Consider the following 26,486-nt stretch of genomic DNA (forward strand, 5'->3'; position numbering starts at 1 on the left):
GGGTGGGTGGACGGGACCCGCTCGCTCAGCCAGTGGCCTTCCGGACGGTGCTGCGCGTACCCCGGGGGGTGGTGGCCCGTGCGGCCACCGGGCGGGCCGGCGACTTACGGACGGTCACCTTGCGGGCCGGCGCTTTGGCCGCGACGGTCTTCTTCGCCGGTGCCTTCTTCGCCGCCGCCTTGCGCGCGGTGGTCGAGGAGGTGCCCGTCACCTTCGCGGCCGGGGCCGTCTTCGCCGGTGCCTTGCGGGCGCCACCGCTGGGGCGGGTGGACGCGGTCTTCGTCGCGGGCGCCTTCTTGGCGGCCGTCTTCGCAGCGACCGTCTTCTTCACCGCTGTCTTCCTGACGGCGGAGGACTTGGTCGCGGTCTTACGCGCTGTCGCCTTCGCCGCGGTCGCGGTCTTACGCGCCGGTGCCTTCGCCGCGGTCGTGGTCTTGCGCGCTGGTGCCTTCGCCGCTGCGGTGGTCTTCTTCGCCGCCGAGGTCGCGGTCTTCTTGGCCGCGCTCACCGTCTTCTTCGCCGTACCGGTGGTCTTCTTCGCGGCGGCGGTGGTCTTCCTCGCCGCCGACGCCGGGGTCCGCTTGGCGGTGGCGGTCGTCTTGCGGGCGGCGGTCGAGGTCTTCGCCGGTGCCTTCTTGGCCGCGGTGGACGCCTTCGTGGTGGCCTTGGTGGTGGCCTTCTTCGCGGGGGCCTTCTTGGCCGCCGTGGTGGTCTTCGTCGCCGGGGCGCGTCCCGCGCCGCCGGCAGCCTTCCGGGCCGGGGCCTTCGCCGCCGTCGCGCCCGCCGTGGACTTGCGGACGGGGGTGGTCCGGCTCGCCGCCGTGTTCCGCTCCGCGGCGGCGGTCTTCTTCGCGGTGGTGCGTCGGGCGGCCGGGCGGGTGGTGGCCTGCTGTGCTTCGGCCATCGTGGTTCCCTCCTTGGGGACGTGCTCTCGCGTGCGTCCTCGCGGAGCACGAAATATCTCGGCACGGGCCGTTCCGCGCCGCCTACTTCTCCTCCCCGGCCCACCGAGCGTCCTCGGCATCCCACGCCTCGTTCCGCTCCTGCACTCGTTGCAGGGCGTTCTCCGCGTCGGCCGCCGAGTCGTACGGGCCGAGGACGTGCTTTGCCGGGCACACGTCGGCGTCCGTCTCGACCCGGTGGTGCCGGGTGCACCAGTAGAACTGCCCACCACGTCCGCTGTCGCTCATGGGAATCACTGTGCACTGGGAACCGACCGGCCGCCACCGGATCGCGCAAGTCGCCGACCTTCTCCACAGTAGATATGCATGCCGCCGCTCGGACTGAAACACCGGAAATAAGGCCAAAACGATCAGCGGTTCCGCCACGCACCGGCGGCGCGGGTCGGCGCTGGCCGTGGGGGCGCGGCCTATGATCGCCGGATGGCCGTACCGGAATACATCGTGGGAATGCGCAAGCACGTCGGCCACGATCTGCTCTGGCTGCCCAGCGTCAGCGCGGTGGTCCGCAACGACGCCGGGGAGCTGCTGCTCGGTCAGCGTGCCGACGACGGGCGCTGGTCGGTGATCAGCGGCTTCGTCGAGCCGGGCGAGCAGCCGGCCACCGCGCTGGTCCGCGAGGTGCGGGAGGAGACGGGTCTGGACGTGGCGCCGGTGCGGATGTCCAGCGCCGTCTCGCACCCGCACACGTACCCCAACGGGGACCAGTGCGAATACCTGAACCTGGGTTTCCTGTGCCGACTGGTGTCCGGCACCGCCCGGGTCAACGACGACGAGTCGTTGGCCGTGCGGTGGTTCTCGTTGGACCGGCTGCCCCAGTTGGACAAGCACGCTCTGCTGGTCCTCGCGTACGCGTTGCGCGAGAACCAGTTGGCCGGTTACCTGGAGCCGGGCACGACGTGGGACGACGTGCCCGACTGAGGTGCGCGGTTCAGACCGACGAGGGGGTCGGCGTTGGCGTCGGAGTTGGTGCGTGAGCGACCGGCGCGGCGGGCGCCGACCGGCCCGCCCGGATGGCATATGCGACCGCGTAGGGCATGAACGCCAGGTAGAGCATGGGTTCCAGCGCCACATGGTTGGTGATGATCTCGAAGATCCCCCAGGAGATGGTGGGCCGGGGTAGGCCGATGTTCCAGTCCGTCCAGGCGACGAAGAGCCACAGCGGCGCGGAGATGCGGTCGACGCTGTCCATTGCTGTCGCACCGACGACCGGGCCAGCGCCGACGCCTGCCGAAGCAGCGTCGAAGACGGCGAGAATCACCGCGAGGTCGGCGGCGGCGAGCGCGCCGAGGACGCCCACCCACCAGGCCGCGCGGAGTCGATTGCGGGCGGCGAGGCTCGCCGCGGCCCAGAGCGCCAGCGTCAGGCCGGCCAACCAGAGCAGCAGACCGGGTACGGCGCGGGGCAGGTCTTCCGGGTAGATGACGTACAGGAGCGGAACGGCGACCGCACCGATGGGGAGCACCACGCCGAGCGCGATGCGCAGCGGACCGTCGAGTGCGGTGTGCCGGGCCCAGCGGGCGGCAAGCACCGCCAGCGGCACCGCCAACGCGACGGTGAGCGCCGTCCAGAACAGCGTGAGCGTCTGGTCCGACCAGTTCGCTCCCGTCTGCCAGACCTGAATTCGGAACAGGGCGGCCGCGCCGCCGACCACGATTCCGAGGCAGGCGATCGGAGACAGCAGCAGCGCAGCCGCGGTGCGGCGAGCCCGCTGATGCATCAGCCTGCGATCGACGAGCGGGGCGCCGGCCCGGCTGACGGCGAGGCTCACCGCGAAGCCGACCATCTTCGTCCGGCTCCCGGTCTCGGCGAGAACGTGCAACTCGGCGGCCCACTCGCGACGCAGGTCGTCTCGGACGTCGGCCGGCCAGCGGCGCGCGGCCATCGCCAGCAACAGCTCGGCAACGCGGCGGGTCACCATGCCGGCGCTCCGGTCGGCTCGGTGCCGCCCCACGAGGGACGACTGTCGGGGATCGCGGCACGCAGGTCGGCGAGCACCCGCCGGGCCTGCGCCACCCCTTCGGCCGTCAGACGGTAGTAGCGACGGGCCGGCCGGCCGACCGCGACGGGGTCGATCGCCTCCCAGTCGGCGGCCAGCCAGCCGGCCCCCTGCAACCGGTGCAGCACCGGATAGAGGGTGCCGCTGGGCAGGCCGGTCAATCGCATCAGGTCCAGCCCGTAGCGCTGCTCGTCGGGCTCGGCGAGCAGCGCCGCGAGCACCTTCGCGACCGGAATGGTGATCCTCATCCGGCCACTGTATCGGAACTCTACATAGGGGTGGGGACCTCGCCGATGTCGTAACCTGGCGGACTTTGCTTCTCTTCCTGGAGGTCGTCATGGCCGAGTATCCGCAGGACGTCGTGCAGCGCTTCCACGGCACCCCCGAGCAGGTGGACGCCGGCCTGGTGGGTGAGCCGCCACGGACCTGGGGATCCGTCGTCATCGAGGACTACGACCCGACCTGGGCGCAGCGCTTCACCGCCCTCCGCTCGTCACTCACCGAGACGTTGGGTGGCCTGATCATCGGCGTGGAACACGTCGGGTCGACCGCGGTGCCGGGGCTGGCGGCCAAACCCGTCATCGACATCGACCTCATCATCGAGGACACCGCCGAGGAGACCACCTATCTCCCGGCCCTGGAACGGCTCGGATACCGGCTCGTCCTGCGGGAGCCATGGTGGCACGGGCACCGGATGCTCCTCAGCACCACCGAGGACGTCAACCTGCACGTCTGGCCGCGGGCTGCGCCCGAACCCGTCCGGCATCGGCTCTTCCGCGACTGGCTGCGCTCGCATCCGCAGGACCGGAAGCTGTACGCCGCGACCAAGCGACGCCTCGCGCGGGACACCGCGCACCGCCCTCGCGACTACAGCCTGGCGAAGAACGACGTCATCGACGAGATCTACGCGCGCATCTTCGCCGCCTCAGCAGCGGCTGATGCCGTCGAGAAGGGGGGCGAGACAAACGACGCCGACGGTCGATAATCCTGGTGATAGATGGCGGCGAGGGTGGTCTGCGATGGCGCGACGGCACTGGACGGTCGGGGTTGCGGCGGCGGCTGCGGCTGCGGCGGTGCTCGCTGGGTGCGACACCGACGGGAGTGCCGAGGTCGACGCCGCGCTGCCCCGCGGGGAGAGCCTCGGTGAGCTGCGTCAGCAGGCGCGCGAAGCCTTGGCCCGGTACGACCAGGCGGTCACCGACGCAGGTGACGCGGGAACCGTCACGCCGTCACCGCCACCGTGGAACTCCCCGCCGGGCATCGCCATCGAATCAGTGACCGGCGCCCGGTCCGCTACACAGTTGACCGTCACCTTCACCGGCACTCGGGGACCCGCCACCGAAAGGTGCGGCGCCGACTACCACGCGGAGTCTGTCGAGTCGGTCAACGCCGTCGTGGTCATCGTCATCGCGCAGTACCACGACACCATCGAGGTGTGTCCCATGGCGGGCTACTCCCGCACGGCCACCCTCAATCTGGCCCAACCGCTAGGCGAACGGGTGGTCCTCGACGTACGTCAAGGGCAGTCGGTCCCGCTGACCAGCGGGTGAGCGCGCCACGTCAGGGGCAGTCGAAGCGTTGGTCGAACGGCCTGGTGGGGCAGGTGGTTCGCGGTGCTCAGCGCGGCGACTGCTGCATGATCCAGGTGGGCACGGGCTCCGACATGGAGCCGACCACCTCCCAACCAGCACGGCGGTACAGCTCGACGTTGCCCGGGTTACTGGTCTCCAGGATCGCCGGCAGGCCTTCTTCGGCGACGCGATCCAGCCCGGCCCTCATGACGGCCCGGCCCCAGCCGCGTCCGGCGCTGTCGGGGTGGGTGCCCAGGACGCCGAGATACCAGAACGGGTAGGTCGGCAGCGCGGCGTGCACGGTCTCGTCGTAGGCCTGGACCCGGGCCAGCACGTCGGCGGGGTAGGAAGCTTCCTCCGGCGACCCGTGGCTGGCGGCCGGCGGCTCAGCGGGTTGCCCGGCCGGTGGCTCCCAGATGGCCACGGACGCGCCGCCGCCGATCGTCCAGATCGATGACCGGTGCACCCGCTTGTCGAAGAGGCGCCCGAAGAAGGTGGCGGCGTACCGCGGGTAGGTTTCCTCGTCGGGGAACAGGTGCCGCAGGATGGGATCCTTGACGAACGCGGCGACCAGCGAACCTACTACCGCATCGCGGTCCGCTGGGGTGGCGATGGTGATCTCAGGCGTTGTCACAGCAGTCGACACTATCCCGACCCCGGTCGCCAAGCCCTACCCGAAGGTGAAGGCGTACGCGGCGGCGCCAGGCTCGCCGAACGTGATTTCCAGGGTCCGCTCGGCGACCGCGCCGTCCTGGCGGACGAGCTGGTAGAGACGGCCGTCCGCCAGCACGCCGTTGCCGTCTTCGTCGACGTCGACGCCGTGGGACGGGCCGGGAGCTGCCCCGTCGAGAAGCACCCGGAACGGGATCGGCTGTCCTGCCCTGGGAGCGAGCACGAGATGCGCGTCGCGTGCGTGGAACCGGACGGCGATGCCGCCGCCGGCCCCGTCGAGCACGACGCTCTCCGACCCGATCGTCCACGCGCCCGTCAGGGCCCACTGGTTGAGGCCCAGGCTCGCCGGCAGCTCGTAATCGCGGCGTTCGTCGAGCGCCGGGCCGTTCGGCGACGCGAAGTGTTCGCCGCGGCTGAGACCGAGGTACGTCTCGGGCGTACGCAGGTTGCCCCAGTCGGCCTCTGCCTCCGGCCCGAAACCCTCGACGGGTACGAGTTCGCGCTCGATGCCGAGCAACTGCTGGAGAACCTGCTCGGACTGCTCGTAGCGGCCCTCGCCGAAGTGTTCGTCGCGGATGACCCCGTCGGTGTCGACGGAGTAGAGCGCCGGCCAGTAGTAGTTGTCGAAGGCCCTCCAGATCGCGTAGTCGTTGTCGACCGCGACCGGATAGTCGATCGATCGCGCCGCCACCGCCCGTCGCACCCAGTCGACCTCGTGCTCGAACGAGAACTCCGGCGTGTGCACGCCGATGACGACCAGCCCGTCCCCGCGGTAGGCCTGCGACCAGGCACGGACGTACGGCTCCTGGCGCAGCCAGTTGATGCACGTCAACGTCCAGAAGTTCACGAGCACGACGCGGCCTCGCAGGTCGGCGGGGCCGAGTGGCTCGGAGTTGAGCCACTCGGCCGCCCCGTTCAGCGGGGGCAGGTGCACGGCCATCTAGCGAAGCGACCGGAAGGCGGCGCGAAGCTCCTCGGAGAAGATCTTCGGCTGCTCCCAGGCCGCGAAGTGCCCGCCCTTGTCGAGCTTGTTGTAGTAGATGAGGTTCGAGTACGCCTGCTCGGCCCAACTCTGCGGCGCCTCGTAGAGCTCGTCGGGAAACACGCTCACGGCCACCGGGATGGTGATGCCCTTGGCCGCGAAGAAGGAGAGCGCGTTCTCGGCGTAGAGGCGAGCCGAGGAAACCCCCGTGTTCGTCAACCAGTAGAGCGTGATGTTGTCGAGGACATCCTCTGGTGTGATGCCTCTGGGCTGTCCGGCAATGGACTCGGAGAGCATTTTCAGGCTGGCCGCGTCATGGTCGAGCATGTAGGTCGCCAAGGCGATGGGCGAATCGGCCAACCCGGTCAACGTCTGCGCGCGCCCCATCTCGAGGGCGTAGCTGGAGTGCTTCCAGAAGAAGTCCGCCTGCTCACAGGCGCGCTTCTCGTCGTTCGAGAGATTACCTGGGAGCGAATCCAGCGGGTTGTTGGCTCCGGTGATACCGGACTGGAGCAACGCATCGATCTCCGGCGGATACACGCCGGGCATGTTGACGTGGATGCCGAGCAGTTCCGGAGGCGCCTGCACCGCCATCATCTCCGAGATGAGCGCCCCCCAGTCGCCGCCCTGCGCCACGAACCGCGTGTAGCCGAGGCGCTTCATCAGCTCCGTCCACGCAGTGGCGATGTGTTCCGGATCCCAGCCGGGCTTGCTCGGCTTGCCCGAGAAGCCGTAGCCGGGCATCGAGGGGATCACCAGGTGGAAGGCGTCCGATGCGCTGCCGCCGTGTGCCGTGGGGTTGGTGAGCGGGTCGATAATCTTCATCTGCTCGATCACGGAGCCGGGCCACCCGTGGGTGATGATGAGCGGCAACGCGTCATCGTGCTTCGAGCGAATGTGGAGGAAGTGGATGTCGAGGCCGTCGATCTGGGTCATGAACTGCGGCAGGGCGTTCAGCCTCGCCTCGACCTTGCGCCAGTCGTATTCCTTCTCCCAATAGCGGGCGAGCGTCTGCATGGTCGCGAGTTGCACACCCTGCGACTGGTCGGGCACCGTTTCCTTTTCCGGCCAGCGAGTGGCCGCGATGCGCCTCTTCAGGTCATCAAGGTCGGCCTGGGGAATGTCGACCGTGAACGGCCGAATCTCCGTGGTGCCCGGACGAGTCTTCGTTGTGACAGCCATGCGTGTTCCTCTCCGTCTAGGTTTGCGCCTCGCGAGGAGAAATCATGGGGTGAAGGCACTGCCCGGACTTATGTGCCGATTCGAGATGGGCACGCCGCCGCCATATCTCGGAGCCTAGAACGCCGCACCCGGGGCCCGTGGCGATACGAGTAGTCCCTCACTGGTCATGTCCGGGGGCCGCGACGGCGTGCTCGGCCGCTCGACTGACCTGCTCCCAAGCCGCCCAGGTGTCCATCCGCCGACGGGAGACGTCGAACGCCAGGTCGTACACCATGCTCCCGAGCAGGAGCCGCAGCGGCGGGTCGTCGCTGTCGACCAGTCGCAGCAGCGCCTCGGCGGCCAGCCGGGGCTGGCTGTCGATCGAGCCGTCCGCCCACTGTCGCTCCAGCTCGGCGCGGAGCGGCGCATAGGCCTCCAACGGAGTGGTGGCGCTCAGACTGCTGTAGAGGTCGGTCCAGTAGCCGCCCGGCTGCACGATGCTGAGCTTGACGCCGAAGGCTGCCGCCTCCATCGCCAGGGCTTCACTCATGCCTTCCAGTGCGAACTTGCTTGCGCTGTACATGCCGGTGCTCGGAAAGCCACCGAGCGCGGCGATGCTGGAGACCTGCACGATGTGACCGGACCGTTGGGCGCGCAGGTGCGGCAGCACGGCCTGACTGACCCAGAGCGCGCCGAAGAGGTTGACCTCGAACTGGGCTCGCGCCTCAGCCTCGGTGAACTCTTCGATCATGCCCATGGACAGGGTGCCGGCGTTGTTGACGACGATGTCGAGCCGTCCGAAGTGCTCGACGGCGGTGGCCACGGCGGCGGCGACCGCCGTCCGGTCGGTCACGTCGAGGGTCAGGGCCAGCAACCGGTCCGCGTGCCGCTCGTCGAAGTCGTCCCGGGCGATGGTCCGGGCGGCGGCGACCACCCGGTCACCGCGTTCCAGAGCGGCGTCGGCGAAGGCGCGGCCGAGGCCGCGGCTGGCGCCGGTGATGAACCAGGTCCGCGGGGCGGCGGCGTGGGATGAGGTGCGCATGTCGGTGTCTCCACTCCCCTTGATGCGAGACGAGACGGTCCGTCTCGTCACTGGGACGAGACTAGGTCAACCCATCGCCACCGTCAAGACGAGACGGTCCGTCTCGTCACTGGTAAGGTGATCCCCCATGACGCCCAACACGGCCCGCCGGAACGAGACGTCGCGGCGCGCCATCCTGACCGCGGCCTTCGACCTGCTCCAGGAGGTCGGCTACGCAAAGGTCAGCATCGAGGGCATCGCCGCGCGTGCCGGCGTCGGCAAACAGACCATCTACCGCTGGTGGCCGTCGAAGGGCGCGGTCATCTTCGACGCCTTCCTCATGCTCAGCGAGGGCACCGAGGGTGAGCCGCCGATGTTGCCGGACACCGGTGACCTGGCGGCAGACCTGACCCTGGTGCTTCGCGCCACGGTCGCGGAGATGAACGATCCCCGGTACGAGCAACCGATGCGCGCGCTGGCCACCGAGATCGCGCTCGACCCCGAGTTGGCAGCGGCCTACGCCGAACGGTTGGACGGGCCGCTGAAGGAGGCCAAACGCCAGCGCCTGCGCAGCGCCCAGCGGGCGGGGCAACTCGCCGAGGGCGTCGACCTCGACGTGGCGGTGGACATGATCTGGGGGCCGGTGCTCAACCGATGGCTGCAACGCAGTGGGCCGCTCACCGCCGAGTACGCCGACCTCGTCGTCGCCACCGCCCTCAACGGGCTGCGCCCCCGGTAGTGCCCGCCACCCTCCTCCTCACCGGCTGGCCGGCTCGTTGAGCATGCTCAGGGCCGTGGCGAGCGGACCATCCAGGGTTGCGCGATCCAGGTCGGCACCAACTTCGTCGCCGACCACGGCGAGCGCCGCGACGATCCTGGACTGCTCCGGCAGGAGGGCCGCGACCCGCGGCCGTAGCGGCCCGTCGACGTAGACGGCCCCGCCAGGCTCGAACATCTCGATGTTCCGCCCGTCGACCACATCCCGCACGATGACCATCCCGTCACCGCTCTTGGTGACCTGCACCAGTCGCGTACCCTGCGCCAGGCGCGTGATCGCCGGCGCCCGGTTCGCGATCGGTGCCCGGTCCTCGAAGCAGAAAACCCATCGGCCGTACGCCCCGAGGCGGAGCAACGCCCCGGGCCTGCTGATCGGATGAGCCTGCTCGGCCTCGATGAGCGTCAGCACAGTCAGGCAGTCAGCGCCGAGCGCTGCCGCGACCGTGGCCGGATCACGATCCTGGACGAAGGTGAAGCAGAAGCCCGGAAAGCGCTCCTGCCCCGCCCAGGTCCACTGTTCGACGTCCACTGTGCAACAACTCCTCAGGACATGGTCAGGCGGCCGGGTGGGTGACCGCCGAGACGCCTCAACCTCTGGCCGCTACCCGCGGTCACCCTTCCCGGGCCAGACGGCCACCGCCCGCCAGAAGAGCGCACGGAACCAGACAACCCAGCAGACCGCAGAGCGACATGGCAACTGCCCAGAACAATCCCTCCACCACAAGGCTGGATGGTAGGTGACTACTCGTCGTCTCCTTCGTCGTCCCGCATCAGGCGGTCGAGATCCTCTGGGCGCAACCGCTTGACCTGGGTTTCCAGCTTGCGGCTGTACTGGCGATCGTTGGGATCCATCCCGTTACGGGACTGAGAGCTGCGGCCGTACTGCTTGAGGAAACCGCCAAGCTCTCGACGTATTCGTTCCTGCCGGCCCGACATGAATCGCACTCTAGACTGGGTGGGATCCCCGCAGATCATCGATGGTTACCGGGAAATGTCGTCCCTCGCGCTCGGCCGTACGCCTAGCCCACTCCAGAAGCTTCTCCAGCCGCTTGACAGCCTGCGGATTGCCGCGCTTCGCGGCTTCGATCATGCGCATCTGCTCGACCCACCGGGTGTACACGTCCCGCATGATCTTCGTCTTGTGGGGCACGTCGAGGTTCGCCTCAGAGTTGAAGATGGCGTCGGTGTGCATCTGCCACCAGCTATCGACGGGAACACCGTCATTTACGTAGGCAATCGCCTCTGCCCTGCTGTCGCAGGGATCCATGATGTCGTGGCACTGTCGACACAGCGGAACGAGGTTCTCCGACCCGTTGGATCCGCCAAGGGCCAGGTCCTGCAAATGCGCTCGATCAAGCCAGCCACGGGCCGAGTTCCAGATTTGGGCAAGCGTCGCCTGAGTGTCGTCCACCGGAGCCAGCCAACCGCACCTGAAGCAGAACGGCTCACCCCAGCCGATATAGGCCGCTTTCAGGTTCGGGAAGACCTCGTCGTACCTGCCTCTCCAGTACTGCACGATGCCGTAGAGCGTTGGCATGTCGCGACGGCTACCGCCCATCAGCTCCGCCCTCTCCTCCCCGAGGAACCGAACAGCAGTCCGTACCGTAGAGCCCACCCCTGACAGACCGCTCTCCCGAGAGTTCCTCCGGGGCTAAGCGGTCACCTGTCACGCAGACACCGACCGATCGTGCGATCCCTGGCCGTGGGTCACACTGAGGCGTGCGGAGATCTCTGGGCGCCGGCTGGTGGATCGAGCTGTCGCCTGCCTGGGTGCGGGAGGGCGTCACGGACGGCGTCACCACGTGGCGCGCACCCGGTCGCACGTTGCGGGTGGTGTCCGGAAGCCCGTGGCGTTGCGCCGATGGAGCCGACATCATCGCCTCGCTCGATGCCGACCTGCCGCCAAACCCGACGGCCAAGATTGGTGAGAGCGGCCGAGACGGGATCGGTCACCGTGCCGCGTGGCTCTACCGCCATGACGGCGATGTCAGGTTCAGCCTCTACGGCTACACCTTCGTCGACACGACATACCTGGAAACGGTCTTTAGCAGCGCCGACACGGCGGACCTCGGTTGGGCCCTCGACGCGTGGCGCTCGGTGACGGTCCGCCGTCAGCGATCAGGCCAGGTGGCCGCCGGGTCGCGAGCGCCGCGCTGACGATCAGGCCTCACGGCCGGCCGCCGTCGTCCGGCAGGTGCACCGCCAGCCCGTCCAGCAGACGATCCAGCCCGAACTCGAAGAGCCGGTCCAGGTCGAAGTCGAAGTCGTTGCGCAGAGCCATCCGCAGCAACGGCGAACCGGCGGCGGCCAGTTCCGCCAGCCGCGACTCCTGAAACTCCATCCACTCGTCGTTGGTCAGGCCGGTCTCGCGCTGCGCCTCGATCTCCGGCTCGATCGCCGTCGCCAACCCCCGCCCGAAGCTGAAGAGCGTGAGGTGCACGTAGAGCTGGGTCTCCGAGTCGAGGCCGAGTCCGTCGAGAGCGTGCAGCACCCCGTCGGTGATCGCCACGGCGTTCGGGGTGAGCTGGGGGCGGGTGATCGACATGGCCGGGGCCAGCCAGGGGTGGCGGCGAAAGAAGCGCCACTCCAACCGGGCGATCCTCGCCAGGTCGGCCCGCCAGCCCTCCGTGCTCCGCGGCGGCACCTTCTCCTCCCCCAACACCGCGTCGATCATGTGCAGCAGCAGCTCGTCCTTGCCCGCCACGTACCGGTACAGCGACATCGTGGCGACGCCGAGTTCAGTGGCGACGCGGCGCATGGAGAGCTCGGCCATGCCGTCCGCGTCGGCGACGGCGATCGCGACGGCGACGATGCGTTCCCGGCTCAGCTCGCCCTCGCCTCCCGGCCGCGCCGCGCCACGGGGCCGTCGGGCGCGTTCCGTCGCCGGGACACCCGCGGGCTCCGGGGCGCTGGCGACGACGGTACCGACGCCGGAGCGCGCCTCGGTCAGTCCCTGCTGGCGCAGCGCGGCGTGCACCTTCGTGGCGGTGGCGATGGCGACGCCCCTCTCCTGGCTGATCCGGCGGGCGGAGGGCACCTGGTCGCCGGGGCGCAGCTCACCGGCGACGATGCGGCGCCGGATCTCCTCGACGATGCGCAGGTACGGAGCCTCTGGCCGGCTCACCGCGTCACCTCCGCCCGCGCACCGACCTCGCGTACTAGTACGCCGATGTCGGGTATTTCACCTCGGTGGCCCGGCAGTCGACCGACGCGCAGGTGGACCGTACTAGCAGTAGTACTAGTACGGCACTGTCCACCAAATGCCTGGCCAGCAGGGGTATTGCCTCGCGTCGAACAGCCCGCATAGCGTGTACGCCACATGATGTACACCGTACACGAACGGGGAATTATCGATGATCAACGGAACGGTTCTCATCTCCGGCGCCAGCATCGCCGGGCCGGCACTGGCGTACTGGCTACGCCGGCACGGCTTCACTCCGACCGTCGTGGAGGTCGCCCCGGCCCTGCGCCCCGGCGGTCAGGCCGTCGACCTGCGCGGCGCCGGTCGCGAGGTGGTCGAGCGGATGGGGCTGATACCCCGGGTACGCGAGGACCGGGTCGACGAGCGCGGAGTCGCCAACGTCGACGCGAAGGGCCGCTGGGTGGCCCGGATGCCCGCTGACCTCTTCGGCGGCGAGGGCATCGTGGCCGAGATCGAGATCATGCGGGGCGATCTGACCCGGATCCTCCACGACGCCACCGCGGGTGAGGTCGAGTACCTCTTCGCCGACCGGATCACCGAACTCGACCAGGGCGACACGGGGGTTCGGGTTCGCTTCGCCAGCGGCATGGTGCGCACGTTCGACCTGGTGGTCGGCGCGGACGGGGTGCACTCGGGCGTACGTCGGCTCGCCTTCGGGGCCGAGCACGAGTACGTGAAGCCGCTCGGCGGGTACACCGCGTACTTCACCGTGCCGGATCCGGGTGACCTGAACGACTGGTTCCTCATGTACAACGCGCCCGGCGGGCGGGTCGCGGGGATCCGCCCCGAGCGGGGTGGCACCGCGAAGGCCATGCTGAGCTTCACCTCGCCGCCACTGGAGTACGACCGGCGCGACGTACGCCAGCAGCAGCGCCTGCTCACCGACGCCTTCGCGGGGGTGGATTGGCGGGTGCCGGCACTGCTGGATGCGCTGCCGGACGCGCCGGACTTCTTCTTCGACAGCATCTGCCAGGTGCACGTGCCGAACTGGTCGCGGGGCCGGGTGACGCTGCTCGGCGACGCCGGGTACTGCGGCTCGCCGCTGACCGGTATGGGCACCAGCATGGCGTTGGTCGGGGCGTACGTGCTCGCCGGCGAACTGGCCTCGGCCGGCGGCGACCACGGGCGGGCGTTCGCGCGCTACCAGGAGGTCATGCGCGACTACGTCCGCCAGTGCCAGGAGTTGCCGCCCGGCGGGATCGGCGGGTTCGCGCCCCAGAGCCGGCTCATGATCTGGGCGCGGAACCAGTCGATGCGGATGATGGGGCACTGGCCGATGCGCGACATCCTCGCCCGACAGTTCCAGAAGGCGGACGCCATCACGCTGCCCGACTACGCCACCGCCTCGGCCTCCCGGCCCCACGGCGCGGCACACGGTCAGGTCGGGTAGCCGCCGGACGAGACCCGCCACTCTCAACGGATTGCGCCCCCGCCGCTCCGGCGAGTGACGGTCCGCTCGACGGCTTTGCGCCGCCGCGGCATGGTGCGGCAACATCAGGCGCCGTGACGGCACCAGACACGGTTCCCGAGAACGACGCCCCGGCCGGCAACAACGGCACGCAGCGGTCGAGTCGGCGGGTCAGACACTGGTTGGTCGGTGCCGGAGTCACCGCCCTGGCCGCCGTACTCGGCATCACCCTCGCCGTACGCGGCGGCGCCACCCCGGCCTGCGCCGCGCCACCAACGGGAAGCGCCGTCCACAAGGGAAAGGCCAGCTACTACGACGCGGGCCGCTCCGGCGGCACCTGCTCCTTCCCGAGCCCTCCGGCGGACCGGCTCTACGTGGCCCTCGGCGCATCCGAGTACTCCGGGGCGGCGGCCTGCGGCAGTTACCTGGACGTGAGCGGCCCGAAGGGCCAGGTCCGGGTCCTCGTCATGGACCAGTGCGGCGGCTGCTCACCTGGCAAGATCGACCTCTCCGAGGAGGCGTTCGCCAAGATCGCCGACCGGGCGCAGGGCATCGTGCCCGTGACGTACCGGGCGGTGGTGAACCCTCCGCTCGACGGAGGGCTCACCTTCCGGATGAAGCGCGGCGCCTCGCAGTATTGGTTCGCGGTGCAGATCGGCAACCACGGCAACCCACTCCGCTCGGTCGAGGCCAAGGGCCCGACCGGCGGTTTCCGCAAGGCGGCGCGTCAGCACGACAACTACTGGACCGTCGAGGGCGGCCTCGGCCCCGGGCCCTACAGCATCAGGGTCACCGACGTGTACGGGCGCCAGGCGACCGCCACCATCCGGATGGTCGCGAAGCAGGTCCAACGCAGCACGGCCGCCCTCGCCGGACCCGACGCCGCCCGTACGCCGAGCAGTTCGCCCTCGGCCCCGCCGACCCCCACCGTCGCGCCCTCCCCGACCTCGGCGGAGACGAGCGCACCGGCGCCGACCGTCGAAGCCCTCGCCGGCGCGGCCCCGCTCGACGCCCCCCGCTGCTGACCTATCCTCCCGGCGATCTAGGGCGGTGCACGGTTCTAGAGTGGCCGGCGTGCGGATCAAAGCCGTTGCCGGGACGACCACACTGATGCTCCTCCTGACCTGTGGGGTTGGCTGTGTGCCCTCGGCTCCGCCACCGCACCCGACGAACACTGACCTGACGAGGGCCTGGTGCGGGTCCTCCGGCGACCGGATCGACCTGCGCCAGGACGGGTCGTCGCGGCTGAGGCTGATCTCGGACGCCTACCTCTCGCACCTCCTCGACGACCTCCGCGACACCTGGAGCGACCAGTACGTCTGGGGCACCTACTTCGACGGCCGCCGGCCCGCCTCGGCGCAGGGCACCTGGCTGTTGAGCGAACACGAGCACGAAGACGACGACCATGACGACGAGCACCGATGGGTGCGACTCGACTTCGGGGAACGCACGGCCGCAGCGACACGCGACCCGGAATCCCCGGAGCGCTACAGATTCGGCGACGCGCTGCTGGTCAGCCACGACGGCAACGGGTTCGAGTTGTTGGCCCTCAACGGGAGGCCTGACCAGGGATGGTCGAGCCGGTTCACGCCCTGCGCTGATTGATGGGCGGGGTAACAGCGGCATCTGCCGACGTGCACGACCGTTGACGAAAGAGAGAAGGGACACCCGCCAGGGCCGGTTGACATGTGTTTCGGTCCAGTGACAGCGTTGTCATCGACTCATTTCTTCCATATGAGACGAGGGGCGCATCTTGCTCTATCGGGATTCACGCCGCCGCAGCGCTACAGCAGCCGCCGCAGCCGGCATTCTCATCACGGGGCTGATCCTCGCTCCGTCCGCGCCGGCCCAGGCCAGCCATCACAAGGCGCAGGACGGAGCCGTCCGGTCGGGTGACGCACGTTTCGAGGTGCTGTCCCCGACCCTGATCCGCACCGAGTACCAGAAGGACGGCAAGTTCACCGACGCCGCCACGTTCAACGCCATCGGGCGCGATGACTTCTCCCGTACGCGTTTCACGAAGCACGTCGAGCACGGTTGGCTCACCATCGAGACCGACGCGATGACGTTGCGTTACCAGGTCGGCTCGGGCACGTTCACCGCCGACAACCTCACCGTGCAGCTCAAGACCGGCAAGCAGGTCGTGCAGGGCAGCCCCTGGGCCGGCCACACCGCTCCGGACTGCGCGTTCGGCGCCCTCTGCGAGGCCGAATCGCTGCAGCTGAGCGGTCCCGGCGTGGCCACCGACCACCGGGGATACACCGGGCGCGGCTTCGCGGCCGGTTTCGCCTCGTCCGGCGACTCGGTCAAGTTCGCGCTCGACGCTCCGGAAGACGGCACCAAGCAGCTCACCGTCCGCTACGCCAACAGCGCTGGCGGCGACGGCCAGACCGTGGCCCGCACCCTGACTGTTCAGGTCGACGGCGACGCCGGCCACACGCTGACGCTGCCGCCCACCGCGAACTGGGACACCTGGGGCACGGCCAGCGTGCCGGTCGACCTCACCAAGGGCCGGCACGAGATCAGCGTCGTGCGGGGTCCCAATGACTCCGGCAACGTGAACGTCGACAGCCTCGCGGTGGTCAACGCGGGTGACTCATTCCCGGCACCGGCCACGCCCCAGCCGCAGCCCCTGCGGTTCGGCACGCTGGGAGAGGCCGAGACCGGCGCGCTGACCGGCGGTGCGAAGCCCGCGAACGACCACAACGGCGCTTCCGGTACGGGATTCCTGGCCGGCCTGGAAAGCACCACGTCCAGCGACACGCTGACCGTGACGGATGTTCCGTCCGCAGGTCGCTACCAGGTGCAGATCCGCTACGCCAACGGCCAGGCCGGCTCGCAGCCGAGCCAGGCGCGCACCATGTCGGTCACGGCGGGAACGGCGGCGCCGGTCACGGCGACCCTTCCGCCGACCAGCGGGTGGGACTACTGGAACACCGTTTCCGTCCCGGTCGACCTCAACAGTGGCACCAACACCGTGACGCTGGGTTGCCCCACGGACGCCAGCTGCAACGTCAACGTGGACACGGTCGCCGTCACGAGCGCGGCCTCCCCGCTGCTCGCCCCGCACGCGCCGCTCGGCGGCTACCGCCGGGGCCTGGATGGCGTGTCCGGTTCCGCACTCACCGCTCCGGGCCTGCTCTACCAGGACGGCTGGTACCTGCTCGACGACTCGGCCTCGGCCCTGAGCAACACCAAGCCCCGGCCCGCCGCCGAGCAGGACGGCTACGTCTTCGCGTACGGGCAGGACTTCAACCGTGGCTTGAAGGACCTGGCGACCCTGACCGGGCCCACGAAGCTGCTGCCGAAGTGGGCGTACGGGGTGTGGTACTCCGAGTACTACGACCGCACCGCGACCGAGTTCCAGGACCTGGTGACCCGGGCCAAGGCCGAGGGTGTGCCGATGGACGTTCTTGTCCTCGACACCGACATCAAGGCGCCGGACAGGTGGAACGGCTGGAGCATCGACCCCAGCCGGATCCCGGACCCGAAGGCGTTCTTCGACTGGGCCAAGAAGCAGGGCCTGCACACCGGCATCAACATCCACCCGAGCATCCTTGGCTCGGACCCGAAGTTCGCGCAGGCGCAGGCCACCGCGAAGGGCAAGCTGCAGCGCGTCGGCTGCAACGGCGGTGCCGACTGCTACGCGTTCGACTTCGGCGACCCGGACCAGCTCAAGGCGTACATGCATCTCCACGACGAGATGGTGCCGAAGGGCAGCAAGGGCCCGGACCTCTGGTGGTTGGACTGGTGCTGCGACAACACGAAGTCCTCGCTCGCCGGGGTGACCGGGGACGCATGGATCAACCAGCAGTACGCCGACAAGACCGGTTTCGCCTTCTCCCGGGCGTACGGCTCGTTGCAGGCCGGCGGCTACAGCAGCCCGACCCCGGTGTCGACCGGACCGTGGGCCGACAAGCGCACCACGCTGCACTTCACCGGTGACACCACCTCCAACTGGGAAACCCTGCAGATGGAGGTCGGCTACACGCCGGGCGAGTCGGCCGCGACCGGACTGGCCGCGGTCAGCCACGACATCGGCGGGCACACTGGCGGCCTGCAGGAGCCGGGCACCGAACCGGGCAGCACCAAGCTGCCGGACGACCTCTACGCCCGGTGGGTCCAGTTCGGTACGTTCCAGCCGATCGACCGGCTGCACTCCAACCACAGCGACCGGCTGCCCTGGCAGTACGGCCCGGTGGCGAGCGCATCGGCCAAGAAGTTCCTGAACCTGCGGGAGGAACTGCTGCCGTACACCTACGCCGCAGCCCAGGAGGCCACCCGCACGGGTACCCCCATCGTCCGCTCGATGTACCTGGCCTACCCGAATGAGCAGGCCGCGTACGCCACCGCCGGTTCCGAGTACCTCTACGGCCCGGACTACCTGGTGGCACCGGTGACGACGCCGGGCAACACCGCCACCACGTCGGTGTGGTTCCCGCCGGGCAACAGCTGGACCGACATCTTCACCGGGAAGACGCATCAAGGCGGCACCACGCAGAACATCACCACCACGCTGGACACCATGCCGGTGTTCAAGAAGCACTAAAGCCTGTTTGCAGAGATCCGGACACCGGCCGGGTGGGGCAACCCACCCGGCCGGTTCGTTGTTTGGCTGAGCTCAGCGTCGGTGGGGCCGGCGGGCCAGCGACAACCAGCCGAGGAACCTGGCGTGCAGCGCCGGCAGGTCTGGGCGCAGCCCCAGGCCGTACACGTCGTCGATCGGCCTCCTGCATCGACGCGGCCAGGTAGAACGCCAGCGCGATCGAATGACCGTAGAACTCGGTCGCAAGGGCGAGCTGTGCCGGGCTACACGGCCAGGGCGCCACGCAGTTGCGGCACAGCCACGCCGGACGCATCGGCAGGTGCGGGCGAGGGCGCCCGTTCATCCGACCCGTACCGGGTTCCGCCGGCGTTGGCTGGCCTGGTCGGTTTGGCGGGCAGGGCCTGCAACCGCACGCCCGCACGCATCACGTGGCTGCCCGGCAGCATGAGAAACCACACCTACACCACCCGTCGGCAGATTGGGCACCAACTTCCTCCTTCCCGGGTTCAGCGTTCAGCCAGGGGAAACCTAAGCAGGTTCGATTCGGGGTGTGCGCTAAATGCAGCAGGCTGATATCCCGCCACTCCTAAGCACTCCTCTTCCGTGGCAATTCAAGCTCGTAGCACTCCGACCCTGAGCGACCTATTAATAAGCAAGCGCTTGACAGCGCGACGGCTAGTTGACGCACCTTTGGCCGCCTCATTCATCTATCGCCGAAAGATGTTGCTTTAGTCGGTCGTGGCGGAATTGATACTCGGCCCCCACCCGGCGAAGGACTCCTCGGCGGTAAGCGTCATCGAGGAAGCGGGTAATTCGCCATGGCAGACGACCACTGGCACTAAACCAGCAGCGCGCCAGGAAAGACCAGACCTGATGCTGAATCCATGCGGGGGTGAAAATCGGCAGGAGCACCCCGGCCGCATACCCGGAGGCGAGCCCCAGAATTAGGACGAGCAGCAGCACGCCCCCTCCCCAAAGAACGAATACGACAAGCAGCGCAACGCCGAGCCCCCCTATCAAGCCAAGCGGGACCATTGCGATTATTCCAACCAATAGTGAGACTGTAATCTCGAATCTAAGATCCTGGTCTGCGGGCCGCATCGTGAGCAGCGCCATGACTTGGTATAGGAGTCCCCCCGTTAGCCCTCCTAATGCCCCGACGGCAAAGGCGGTCGCTGAGAACGCGGTGGCCTCGTAATAAAGGACACCGCCAAGTCCTCCAATGAATCCAACGAAAAGACCACACACATTTCCTGCCGTGGTCCCGAAGAATATACCGGCAGAAGGGCCGCGCTGGAGGCCATACGCAGCTTTGGGATCACCGGGAAGTTTCGATCCAATCATCAGCGCGAAAATCGCCCCGATCGCGTAACCAGCGACAGAGCCCGCAACGGTCCCGAGTGCGAGGCTGACGGCAATCCAAGCTAGAACCCCAAGAGCAGTCCCGGCAACAATACCAGCTGACAAAGTGCGGCCCGGGACGGCCTGGATAAGTTGCCACCGCCGAAAGGAAGGGGCTCTCTGGCGTTGCAACTGACGTGCCACGAATGCTAACCATTTTTTGGCGTTTACGAGACGATAGTTCCGCCTTGGCTCGAAGCTCTTGAACCTGATTGCCGCGGCAGGAGGGGGATACAGTGAGGGCAGGTACGCATCTAGTAGGTGCTTTTCGATAGCACGGACACTCGCGAAAGTTGTTAGGGAGACTGGCTTGGCATCGGGGTTAATGTAAGCCGTCCGGGCTAGATACACCATCAGCGGCGTGGATAAAGCCGCTGCGAGCACGCCTCCCGGTTGGTTCCTAAGGATGGCCAGAACCGGCGCCCACCGATCTTTGCCGTTGACCTGTCCAGCCGAGAGGTATTGCACTGCCTGCCGCCCTGTTACCGGCTCTATCTCCACCACCGCCGCCCTCGCGAGGGGGACGCCGATAGTCGAAATGGCGTTTTGGTACTCTCGCCTCCGGCAGGTGAGAACTAGAGGACGATTTCGACCAACGGCGGCGTTTAACGCTGCCACAGCGGGCGCTATCGAGCGCCTGGGTAACTCGTCGAGCCCGTCGAACACTGGCAGGATGGAGGAACTGTCGATGAGCCGTGTTGCCGTCGCTTTGCCGACCCGCCCTCGTCCGACCGCCGACGAGTAGCCTGCAACGAGTCGGCGCGCCAACCAGGTGTCTATGTGCTCCCGATTAGGATCCCACCCAGCTAAGTTTACTAACACCGGTACGGGCTCATCGTCTTGCCAATGTTCGAGCAATTTTAGGACCAGCAGCACGGCCAAAGAAGTTTTCCCTGCACCCGGCCCACCAAGAATGACTAACTGCCGGGCTGGCAATTGCCGCCACGCTATGGCGATCCCGTCAACATCGCCGTGCAGCCGCAATCGAGTCGCCCGCCCTGCGCTAGGGCCAAGCACCTCCGATGGCGCGGCAGCCACGGCCAAGCCAGTGGAGGACCATTGCACCTGAATGGGGTCTGGCTGACCCAAGCCGCGCATCGTCGCCTCATGCCCCCACTCCTGATGCACTAGGTGGGCCAGCTCGTGACACGTCTGCTTACGGTGGCTCACCTGATCTTGCGGCGCCGTCCGTAATGCAGCCCGCCACGACGCCAGACTGACCGCCAGACCCACCAGGGCCAGCAGTGATCCACCGATACTCCCCAGGTGATCTCCAGTTTCTAGCCAGTTTTCCGGGCCGGACACCAGAATCGCGAGGAAACCTCCTATTGCACCTACAGCTCCTAGCGCCGAGACGGCCCACCACAGTGAAGACCTCTGGTCACCGTTCCAAGACACCGGGTTATCTTGGCGACTCCGGGTGATCTGCGCTAGTCCCACAAAACTCTGGCGCACCAGTATCGCTGGTGGCGGGTTGACAGCGCACAGGCCAACCAGTAGGGCCTCCTGCCAGTGAGTGCCCGGGTCTGCAGCGAGTTCGTTGGCTTGTTACGACTTGCGTTGCCGCAGGACACCGGGCTGGCCCCGGGGTGTCCCGCCCAAACTGCGTTCTTCAGTAATGGTGACAGCAACAGCTGGGGCGGATAGGCGCTTGGCGACGAACTGGAACCGAGGCCCCATCCACTCACGGGGGGGGCGTGCAGGCGAGCTGTACAGAACTTGTCAGAGGGATGTCTCGTTCCCAACTTGTCGTTCCCAAGCTGCTGCCGGCTTCTGTTGTATCAAGGCACCACTCCGCGTGGTGCTGGGCGGCAAGCCCGGCCGGCGGCAAGCCGCCCCGCCCGCCTGCGGCCACCGGGGCGGTCAGCCACCGACGACCGCCGGGGCACCGCCCCCACTACAGGAGGAAGCAGGCCCATGGGGGATGTGACGACAGCCGGCGGCGCGAGCGCGACCTGGTCGCGTGATTCGGGCTCTGGCTGCCGCGCAGTCCAACCCCTGGCTGGCTCGCCAGCGTGTCACCACGTCGCTCCACACTGAGCCGACCCTCAGGGCGTCGCCAGGGCGTTCGTTAGGTCATCAACGCTACCCAGCGATGACCAAGGTCCGGTGGGCGACGGACGAGTCGACCTGTACGCCGGATTCTGATAGGTGCACATGCTCTGAGCTGGGCGAATGCGACCGCTCTCCCGCCTCAGGCCGTGTCGGGGCCGTCAGCAGGGTTGGGCCGAAAGAGTCGATCGATGGCGTTGCGGGTGCGTTCCTCGCTGGCCGGCATCAGGTGCGTGTACACCCGGAGGGTGAATCCGGGGTCGGAGTGGCCGAGGTAGGAGGCGAGAGCCTTGACGCTCTCCCCCGCATCTAGCAGGGCCGAGGCGTAGAAATGCCGAAGCGCGTGCATGCCGGTCGACCTCAAGGCGGCCCTGAACGGGCCGCACGCGCCGCCGCCTGGGCGCGCGTCCGTCGCTCCGCTGCCGCTCCGACTCGGGCCACGCAACACGCCCGGCGGCTGGCGCGAAAGCGCAAAGCCCAAGGGGCCGCCGTAGCACGACAGGCCGTTGACCGGTTAGTGATGGGCCCGCAGCCGGCCGGGCCGCGCGGCCACGAGCCCGCGCGGCGCAGGGAAGCGCACGCCGGCCGCGTCGGCCAGCTGGTGCATCGAGCAGAGTTGCGGGCTACTGCGCCTCCGGCGGGGGCGCTCCGGCTCCAGGATGGCCAAGGATCGTCGGCAGCTGCCGGGTCCGTGGGGGGTTGCGCTGGGCCATCCCGCCTGTCATCGACCCGGGCAAGCCGAGCAGACCACCGCCCGGTGCGCCAGCGTCCGTACTTGTGTCAAGGTCCGATTGACGTGGCGCACCGGGCGGCGGCCCGCTCCCCAGGAGGGCGGGTCGACGGCAGACGGGATGGCAAATGCGCGTCCATTACAGGCCGAGTTTGCGCCGGTCAAAAGCCTCTTGAAGGAGGGCGTAGTCAGCCATTGCTCGAAGAAGAGCAAGCATCTGGAGCAGAGCGTAGATGATGATGGCAACAACTAGAAAGAAGCCCGCCCTTGATCTCAAGCAATGGGAGTGGTCAACCAGATTTACATCTCCCGCGATGGCGAAATAAGCCATCGCCCCTACGCCCAACGAGAGTTGAGCCACCATCGTCCACAAGAACGTGAATACGAGGTCCCCGTACAAGGATCGAAAGCCAGAGCCGTAATGTTTCGGAACCAGGAGATGCTGCTCCTCGGGATTCCGAGCATTCGGCTTACCCTCCGCATCGATCGTGACCACTGGTGACCCAGGGCCATTGACGATCATGGTGTAGTAATAAGTGGTCTTCGGGATAGACAAGGCCAGGGCGGCGGCAGCCGTCGACGCGCCAAAGCCCAGTGCGGAATAGGCCAACAGGCCAGCAACGAAGTCCTTAACGGCGATCTTCTCAAGAGCTGGAAAGAACCCCAAGCGGAAGGCAGCAAAAGTCAACGCCCCCGCCCCAATCAGACTTATCGACATATTCCTGTGTAGGACCGTATCGGAGAATCGGGGGCCAAGGTGCAGGCGCGCAAAGCGGAAGTACCGCCCACGTGACGGCTTCGGACTCGTCATGATTCAACCCTAGAACAGGTGTACGACAAGTTTCAGGATGTACCCGATGCCTGCTCTGCTCTCTCCCTCACCAGGGGCAGCGCCACCTCCGCCAGCTCCTCGGCCGCCGCGAAGACCTGCTCGTCTTGCTCCTCCTGCGGCGCGGCCGAGTTGATCCGCGTTGTCGTTCGCATCTGGTGCTTTTCGAGGGTGAGGACTCGATCGGCTGCCTCACCCTCTCTCCGACCGACGACTCGGATGTTCCGGAGATTATTGAGACCCTCGCGAAGGTGCTGTTTGACCAGACGGATCGCGCCGGAGGTACGCGACAGCGACTTCCCCCGTGCGGCCTTCACGACCATCTCAGCTTCACCCGCATTCGAGTCATCAGCCAAGCGTGATAACAAGTCGCTTGAGTCATCCCAATCAGAGTTGGGCCGCGCGACAACCAATGCTGCTTCACGAATGCGAACCAGTTGGTTAATGTCTTCCTCGAATGAGGGTGAGGGCATTGGACTTAAATCAACTTGCAATTTTTCGACAAACCCGAGATTGCGGGCAATGTTGTTGAAATAGCGTTCGAGGTTAGTTGCACCGACGCCCACGCGTCGACTTTCGATGAAAACGCAGCGCTCCTCGGGTGCGACAGAGACTCGGGTGGACTGCACGAGCCACGTTCCCTCGGGTGTGCGCCCCTGCAAAGTCGTGCCGGTACTTTCGTCATAAAGGATCGGGACGTCTCTTGGGTTGCCGCTGACAAAGCGGAAATGATACATCCCTTGCCGCTCCACAGACCGAACGATGGCGAGCACCAGGTCGGAACTGACGTCGATTCTCGTACGTCCATAGGGAAGGTTAGCCAACCACCGGAAGAACTCTGGGTAATCCAACAGTCCCTCAGCCGTCCGGCCGTGCATCACATACGCCTTGATGAACCGGACCTGACTTTGTGGCACCTTCTCCTCCTATCCGCCACCCACCAGGAGGTTGACGGGCAATAGCAGGTGGCGATCCTAACTCCTTGATCAGGCAACACATGAAGGCCAATCACGACCAAATGGACTAAACGAACCTAAGGGCTCAGTCGCCTATCCGACATCCGCCCGCACCCCGTCCCGGTCCCCAATTTTTCAGGCCAGCCAGGCTCGCTGTGCCCCAGAGGAAGCGACGACCCAGCCGGGCCGACTCCCGACAGTGGGGCCACGGGGGGGCACGAGAGTCCATAAAAGGCCGTCAAGCAGCAACCGCCGATGGCAGTCTCGGAGGCCGTGTAAGCGCGTGACGGCATTTCCGCTGGCGGAAGGATTGGGCTCCTAGTTCCGCTTCAACTCAACGCGAAGTCCTTGATGCCCGTCGCTATAGCGGAGACACTTCCGACTAAGCCCGACACCGTGGCCAGTTTGGCGCTGGGTGTGGCCCACGTACCTCGGCTGAACGCTGCCCACCGGCTGAAGTAGAACAGCATCTTGAACTTCTGCCACCGATGCTCACGGAGGTGGCAACCGAGCAGCAGCCCACGCGAGTTGTTCCGGCAGAAGCCACCGCGGCTTCGGGTCGCGGCTCCACACCAGGCAGGCGCTTGGAAGAGCGACCAGAGCACGACCGCACCCGACAGCAGGTACAGCACTCCAGGCCCCACCTGGGTCGTCCACCAGGCGGTGAGTAGCAAGGCCAACGCAACAAGGCCCCAGTACCGGCGAAGGATCTTCATGTGCGATCTGTAACGCATGCGCCGCTGCCCGTAAACAGGACCGACAGAAGCCGACACCTCATCGGGCCGTCTATGGGCCGTCCAGGCCGTCGCGGGGCCGTCAGAGGCCGACCAAAGCTAACCAACGACGACCATTAACACCCGAAGAAACAGCAGGTCAGCCGCCATGTGACAGCGGCTGGCCTGGTGGGCGACGGACGAGTCGACCTGTACGCCGGATTCTGTGCGCGGCGCGTACCCCGAGGGGTTTGCGCCGGCGGCGGCCATCCATCTCGGCCTGCCGTTGCCGGCAGGCTCCAGCGGCCTACCCGCAGACATCGGGCGGGCAGCCCTCAAGCGTCTGCGCGGGGTCGTCATCTTGCGATGACGGCCCTTACTTGGCCTTGCTCCGGGTGGGGTTTACCGAGCCACCCCGGTCACCCGGGGTGCTGGTGGGCTCTTACCCCACCGTTTCACCCTTACCGTCCCCGTTGGGGTCGGCGGTCTGTTTTCTGTGGCACTGTCCCGCGGGTCGCCCCGGGTTGCCGTTAACAACCACCCTGCCCTGTGGAGTCCGGACGTTCCTCGGCGGCGGGCCGAAGCCCGCCGACGCGGCCGCCCGGTCGACTCGTCCGTCGCGCTCTCATCCTAACGACGTGCCGGCCGTCGGTATTGCCGCCCCGCCTGAGCAAGATCGCGCAGCTCACGTGCGGTGGTCCGGCGGATCCGCCGGACAGGGCGGGGGCTAGCCTCGTGGGGCTATGGATCTCTCCCACGCCGCGCTGCTGCTCGCCGCCGGTCTCGCCGCTGGCACGGTCAACGCGGTGGCCGGTGGTGGTTCGCTGATCACCTTTCCGGCGATGATCGCGGTCGGGTTGCCCCCGGTTCCGGCGAACGTCAGCAACTCCCTCGCCGTGTTCCCCGGGTATCTGGCTGCCGTGGCCGGCAGCCGGGCGGACCTGCCGCGCCCCCGCGCGCTGGCCACGCTGGTGCCCACCACCATCGTCGGCACCATTCTCGGGGCGCTGCTGCTGCTGGCCACCCCGGCCCGCGCGTTCGAGCTGGTCGTGCCGTTTCTGGTGCTGGGCGCGACCGCGGTCCTGGCCTTCCAGGACCCGCTGCGCCGGCTGGTCGGTCACCCTCGGGACCTGTCGCCGCGTCAGCGGACGGTCGCGGTGCAGACGATGGTCGCGCTCGGTGCGGTGTACGGCGGGTACTTCGGTGCGGCGCTCGGGGTGATGCTGGTCGCCGGGCTGGCCCTGGTGCTGGACGCGACCCTGACGCGGGTGAGCGCGATCAAGAATCTGCTCTCCGCGGTGGTGGGGTTGACGACGCTTGTGGTGTTCGCCCTGTTCGGCCCGGTGAACTGGGCGGCCGTCGCGGTGGTCGCGCCGGCCACCCTGATCGGTGGGTACGTGGGCGCCCGGCTGGTTCGCCGGCTGCCGGCGGTGCTGCTCAAGACCCTGATCGTGGTGTTCGGCACGGTGATCGGCCTCTACCTGCTCTATCGCGCCCTGAGCTGAAC

Annotated in this window: 26 protein-coding genes, 1 other RNA gene and 1 pseudogene; 10 read left to right on the top strand and 18 right to left on the bottom strand. The window is 67.7% G+C overall.

Going from position 1 to position 26,486, the window contains the following annotated elements:
• Window positions 1-25: 25 nt before the first annotated feature.
• Together JOD64_RS33435 and JOD64_RS06485 are read right to left on the bottom strand one after the other, a co-directional pair.
• Window positions 26-904 carry a histone gene (locus JOD64_RS33435; protein WP_204941403.1) on the bottom strand — a complete coding sequence of 293 codons (879 nt, stop codon included), beginning with the start codon at window positions 902-904 and terminating at the stop codon, window positions 26-28.
• An 82-nt stretch (window positions 905-986) separates the two neighbouring features.
• Entirely contained in the window at window positions 987-1,190 is a 204-nt protein-coding gene (locus JOD64_RS06485; protein WP_204941404.1) for a hypothetical protein, read from the bottom strand.
• Between the two features lie 192 nt (window positions 1,191-1,382).
• Here JOD64_RS06485 and JOD64_RS06490 point away from each other — a divergent pair, with 192 nt between their 5' ends.
• Window positions 1,383-1,880, top strand: coding sequence for an NUDIX hydrolase (locus JOD64_RS06490; protein WP_204941405.1), 498 nt, complete (start codon window positions 1,383-1,385; stop codon window positions 1,878-1,880).
• A 10-nt stretch (window positions 1,881-1,890) separates the two neighbouring features.
• Here the strand turns inward: JOD64_RS06490 and JOD64_RS06495 are convergent, their stop codons facing one another.
• Window positions 1,891-2,880: a hypothetical protein gene (locus JOD64_RS06495; protein WP_239559435.1), complete on the bottom strand. Its 990-nt coding sequence runs from the start codon at window positions 2,878-2,880 to the stop codon at window positions 1,891-1,893.
• Window positions 2,874-3,206 carry a PadR family transcriptional regulator gene (locus JOD64_RS06500; RefSeq protein WP_204941406.1) on the bottom strand — a complete coding sequence of 111 codons (333 nt, stop codon included), beginning with the start codon at window positions 3,204-3,206 and terminating at the stop codon, window positions 2,874-2,876. The genes JOD64_RS06495 and JOD64_RS06500 overlap by 7 nt, the downstream gene beginning before the upstream one ends.
• Window positions 3,207-3,295: 89 nt before the next feature.
• Here JOD64_RS06500 and JOD64_RS06505 point away from each other — a divergent pair, with 89 nt between their 5' ends.
• Together JOD64_RS06505 and JOD64_RS06510 are read left to right on the top strand one after the other, a co-directional pair.
• Entirely contained in the window at window positions 3,296-3,943 is a 648-nt protein-coding gene (locus tag JOD64_RS06505; RefSeq protein WP_204941407.1) for a GrpB family protein, read from the top strand.
• A 34-nt stretch (window positions 3,944-3,977) separates the two neighbouring features.
• Window positions 3,978-4,508 carry a hypothetical protein gene (locus tag JOD64_RS06510; protein WP_204941408.1) on the top strand — a complete coding sequence of 177 codons (531 nt, stop codon included), beginning with the start codon at window positions 3,978-3,980 and terminating at the stop codon, window positions 4,506-4,508.
• A gap of 67 nt (window positions 4,509-4,575) precedes the next feature.
• On the opposite strand, the gene JOD64_RS06515 is transcribed toward JOD64_RS06510, so the two are convergent.
• From JOD64_RS06515 to JOD64_RS06530, 4 genes are all read right to left on the bottom strand, one after another.
• Window positions 4,576-5,163: a GNAT family N-acetyltransferase gene (locus JOD64_RS06515; RefSeq protein ID WP_204941409.1), complete on the bottom strand. Its 588-nt coding sequence runs from the start codon at window positions 5,161-5,163 to the stop codon at window positions 4,576-4,578.
• Between the two features lie 36 nt (window positions 5,164-5,199).
• Window positions 5,200-6,141: a redoxin family protein gene (locus tag JOD64_RS06520; RefSeq protein WP_204941410.1), complete on the bottom strand. Its 942-nt coding sequence runs from the start codon at window positions 6,139-6,141 to the stop codon at window positions 5,200-5,202.
• Complete coding sequence (locus JOD64_RS06525; protein ID WP_204941411.1) at window positions 6,142-7,365, bottom strand: epoxide hydrolase family protein; 1,224 nt, start codon at window positions 7,363-7,365, stop codon at window positions 6,142-6,144. It abuts the gene before it with no gap.
• Window positions 7,366-7,522: 157 nt separating this feature from the next.
• Entirely contained in the window at window positions 7,523-8,386 is an 864-nt protein-coding gene (locus tag JOD64_RS06530) for an SDR family oxidoreductase (protein WP_204941412.1), read from the bottom strand.
• 127 nt (window positions 8,387-8,513) lie between these two features.
• Between JOD64_RS06530 and JOD64_RS06535 the strand changes: the two genes are divergently transcribed.
• Window positions 8,514-9,104, top strand: coding sequence for a TetR/AcrR family transcriptional regulator (locus tag JOD64_RS06535; RefSeq protein WP_204941413.1), 591 nt, complete (start codon window positions 8,514-8,516; stop codon window positions 9,102-9,104).
• Window positions 9,105-9,122: 18 nt separating this feature from the next.
• Here the strand turns inward: JOD64_RS06535 and JOD64_RS06540 are convergent, their stop codons facing one another.
• The 3 genes from JOD64_RS06540 to JOD64_RS32880 all read right to left on the bottom strand — a co-directional run bounded on the left by JOD64_RS06540 (window position 9,123) and on the right by JOD64_RS32880 (window position 10,679).
• Window positions 9,123-9,671 carry a DUF6461 domain-containing protein gene (locus JOD64_RS06540; RefSeq protein ID WP_204941414.1) on the bottom strand — a complete coding sequence of 183 codons (549 nt, stop codon included), beginning with the start codon at window positions 9,669-9,671 and terminating at the stop codon, window positions 9,123-9,125.
• Window positions 9,672-9,883: 212 nt separating this feature from the next.
• A complete protein-coding gene (locus tag JOD64_RS06545; RefSeq protein ID WP_204941415.1) occupies window positions 9,884-10,078 on the bottom strand; it encodes a hypothetical protein in 195 nt (64 codons plus the stop codon).
• A 10-nt stretch (window positions 10,079-10,088) separates the two neighbouring features.
• Complete coding sequence (locus tag JOD64_RS32880) at window positions 10,089-10,679, bottom strand: HNH endonuclease (protein ID WP_239559437.1); 591 nt, start codon at window positions 10,677-10,679, stop codon at window positions 10,089-10,091.
• 233 nt (window positions 10,680-10,912) lie between these two features.
• On the opposite strand from JOD64_RS32880, the gene JOD64_RS06555 reads away from it, so the two are divergent.
• Window positions 10,913-11,299 carry a hypothetical protein gene (locus JOD64_RS06555; RefSeq protein WP_204941416.1) on the top strand — a complete coding sequence of 129 codons (387 nt, stop codon included), beginning with the start codon at window positions 10,913-10,915 and terminating at the stop codon, window positions 11,297-11,299.
• Between the two features lie 10 nt (window positions 11,300-11,309).
• On the opposite strand, the gene JOD64_RS06560 is transcribed toward JOD64_RS06555, so the two are convergent.
• Window positions 11,310-12,266 carry a TetR/AcrR family transcriptional regulator C-terminal domain-containing protein gene (locus JOD64_RS06560; RefSeq protein ID WP_204941417.1) on the bottom strand — a complete coding sequence of 319 codons (957 nt, stop codon included), beginning with the start codon at window positions 12,264-12,266 and terminating at the stop codon, window positions 11,310-11,312.
• Window positions 12,267-12,495: 229 nt separating this feature from the next.
• On the opposite strand from JOD64_RS06560, the gene JOD64_RS06565 reads away from it, so the two are divergent.
• The 4 genes from JOD64_RS06565 to JOD64_RS06580 all read left to right on the top strand — a co-directional run bounded on the left by JOD64_RS06565 (window position 12,496) and on the right by JOD64_RS06580 (window position 18,301).
• Window positions 12,496-13,734 (top strand): FAD-dependent monooxygenase, encoded by a 1,239-nt coding sequence (locus JOD64_RS06565; protein ID WP_204941418.1) that lies wholly within the window; start codon window positions 12,496-12,498, stop codon window positions 13,732-13,734.
• Window positions 13,735-13,847: 113 nt separating this feature from the next.
• The gene (locus JOD64_RS06570; protein ID WP_204941419.1) at window positions 13,848-14,777 is read left to right on the top strand and encodes an expansin EXLX1 family cellulose-binding protein; all 930 of its coding nucleotides are present in this window, start codon (window positions 13,848-13,850) and stop codon (window positions 14,775-14,777) included.
• Between the two features lie 49 nt (window positions 14,778-14,826).
• Window positions 14,827-15,357: a hypothetical protein gene (locus tag JOD64_RS06575; RefSeq protein WP_204941420.1), complete on the top strand. Its 531-nt coding sequence runs from the start codon at window positions 14,827-14,829 to the stop codon at window positions 15,355-15,357.
• A gap of 148 nt (window positions 15,358-15,505) precedes the next feature.
• The gene (locus JOD64_RS06580) at window positions 15,506-18,301 is read left to right on the top strand and encodes a TIM-barrel domain-containing protein (RefSeq protein WP_204941421.1); all 2,796 of its coding nucleotides are present in this window, start codon (window positions 15,506-15,508) and stop codon (window positions 18,299-18,301) included.
• A 696-nt stretch (window positions 18,302-18,997) separates the two neighbouring features.
• Here JOD64_RS06580 and JOD64_RS06585 read toward each other — a convergent pair.
• The 6 genes and pseudogenes from JOD64_RS06585 to rnpB all read right to left on the bottom strand — a co-directional run bounded on the left by JOD64_RS06585 (window position 18,998) and on the right by rnpB (window position 25,592).
• Entirely contained in the window at window positions 18,998-19,261 is a 264-nt protein-coding gene (locus JOD64_RS06585) for a hypothetical protein (protein WP_204941422.1), read from the bottom strand.
• A gap of 2,632 nt (window positions 19,262-21,893) precedes the next feature.
• Window positions 21,894-22,112: pseudogene (locus tag JOD64_RS06590) on the bottom strand (tyrosine-type recombinase/integrase); the annotation flags it as partial.
• A gap of 508 nt (window positions 22,113-22,620) precedes the next feature.
• The gene (locus JOD64_RS06595; RefSeq protein WP_204941424.1) at window positions 22,621-23,292 is read right to left on the bottom strand and encodes a hypothetical protein; all 672 of its coding nucleotides are present in this window, start codon (window positions 23,290-23,292) and stop codon (window positions 22,621-22,623) included.
• Window positions 23,293-23,324: 32 nt separating this feature from the next.
• Window positions 23,325-24,227, bottom strand: a complete 903-nt coding sequence (locus tag JOD64_RS06600; RefSeq protein ID WP_204941425.1) for a hypothetical protein — start codon at window positions 24,225-24,227, stop codon at window positions 23,325-23,327.
• 368 nt (window positions 24,228-24,595) lie between these two features.
• Window positions 24,596-24,982 (bottom strand): hypothetical protein, encoded by a 387-nt coding sequence (locus tag JOD64_RS06605; RefSeq protein WP_239559438.1) that lies wholly within the window; start codon window positions 24,980-24,982, stop codon window positions 24,596-24,598.
• A 194-nt stretch (window positions 24,983-25,176) separates the two neighbouring features.
• Window positions 25,177-25,592, bottom strand: an RNA gene (rnpB, locus tag JOD64_RS06610) — RNase P RNA component class A.
• Between the two features lie 130 nt (window positions 25,593-25,722).
• Here rnpB and JOD64_RS06615 point away from each other — a divergent pair.
• Complete coding sequence (locus tag JOD64_RS06615; RefSeq protein WP_204941427.1) at window positions 25,723-26,484, top strand: sulfite exporter TauE/SafE family protein; 762 nt, start codon at window positions 25,723-25,725, stop codon at window positions 26,482-26,484.
• Window positions 26,485-26,486: the final 2 nt, after the last annotated feature.

The sequence above is a fragment of the Micromonospora luteifusca genome (assembly GCF_016907275.1).
GTDB lineage: Bacteria > Actinomycetota > Actinomycetes > Mycobacteriales > Micromonosporaceae > Micromonospora > Micromonospora luteifusca.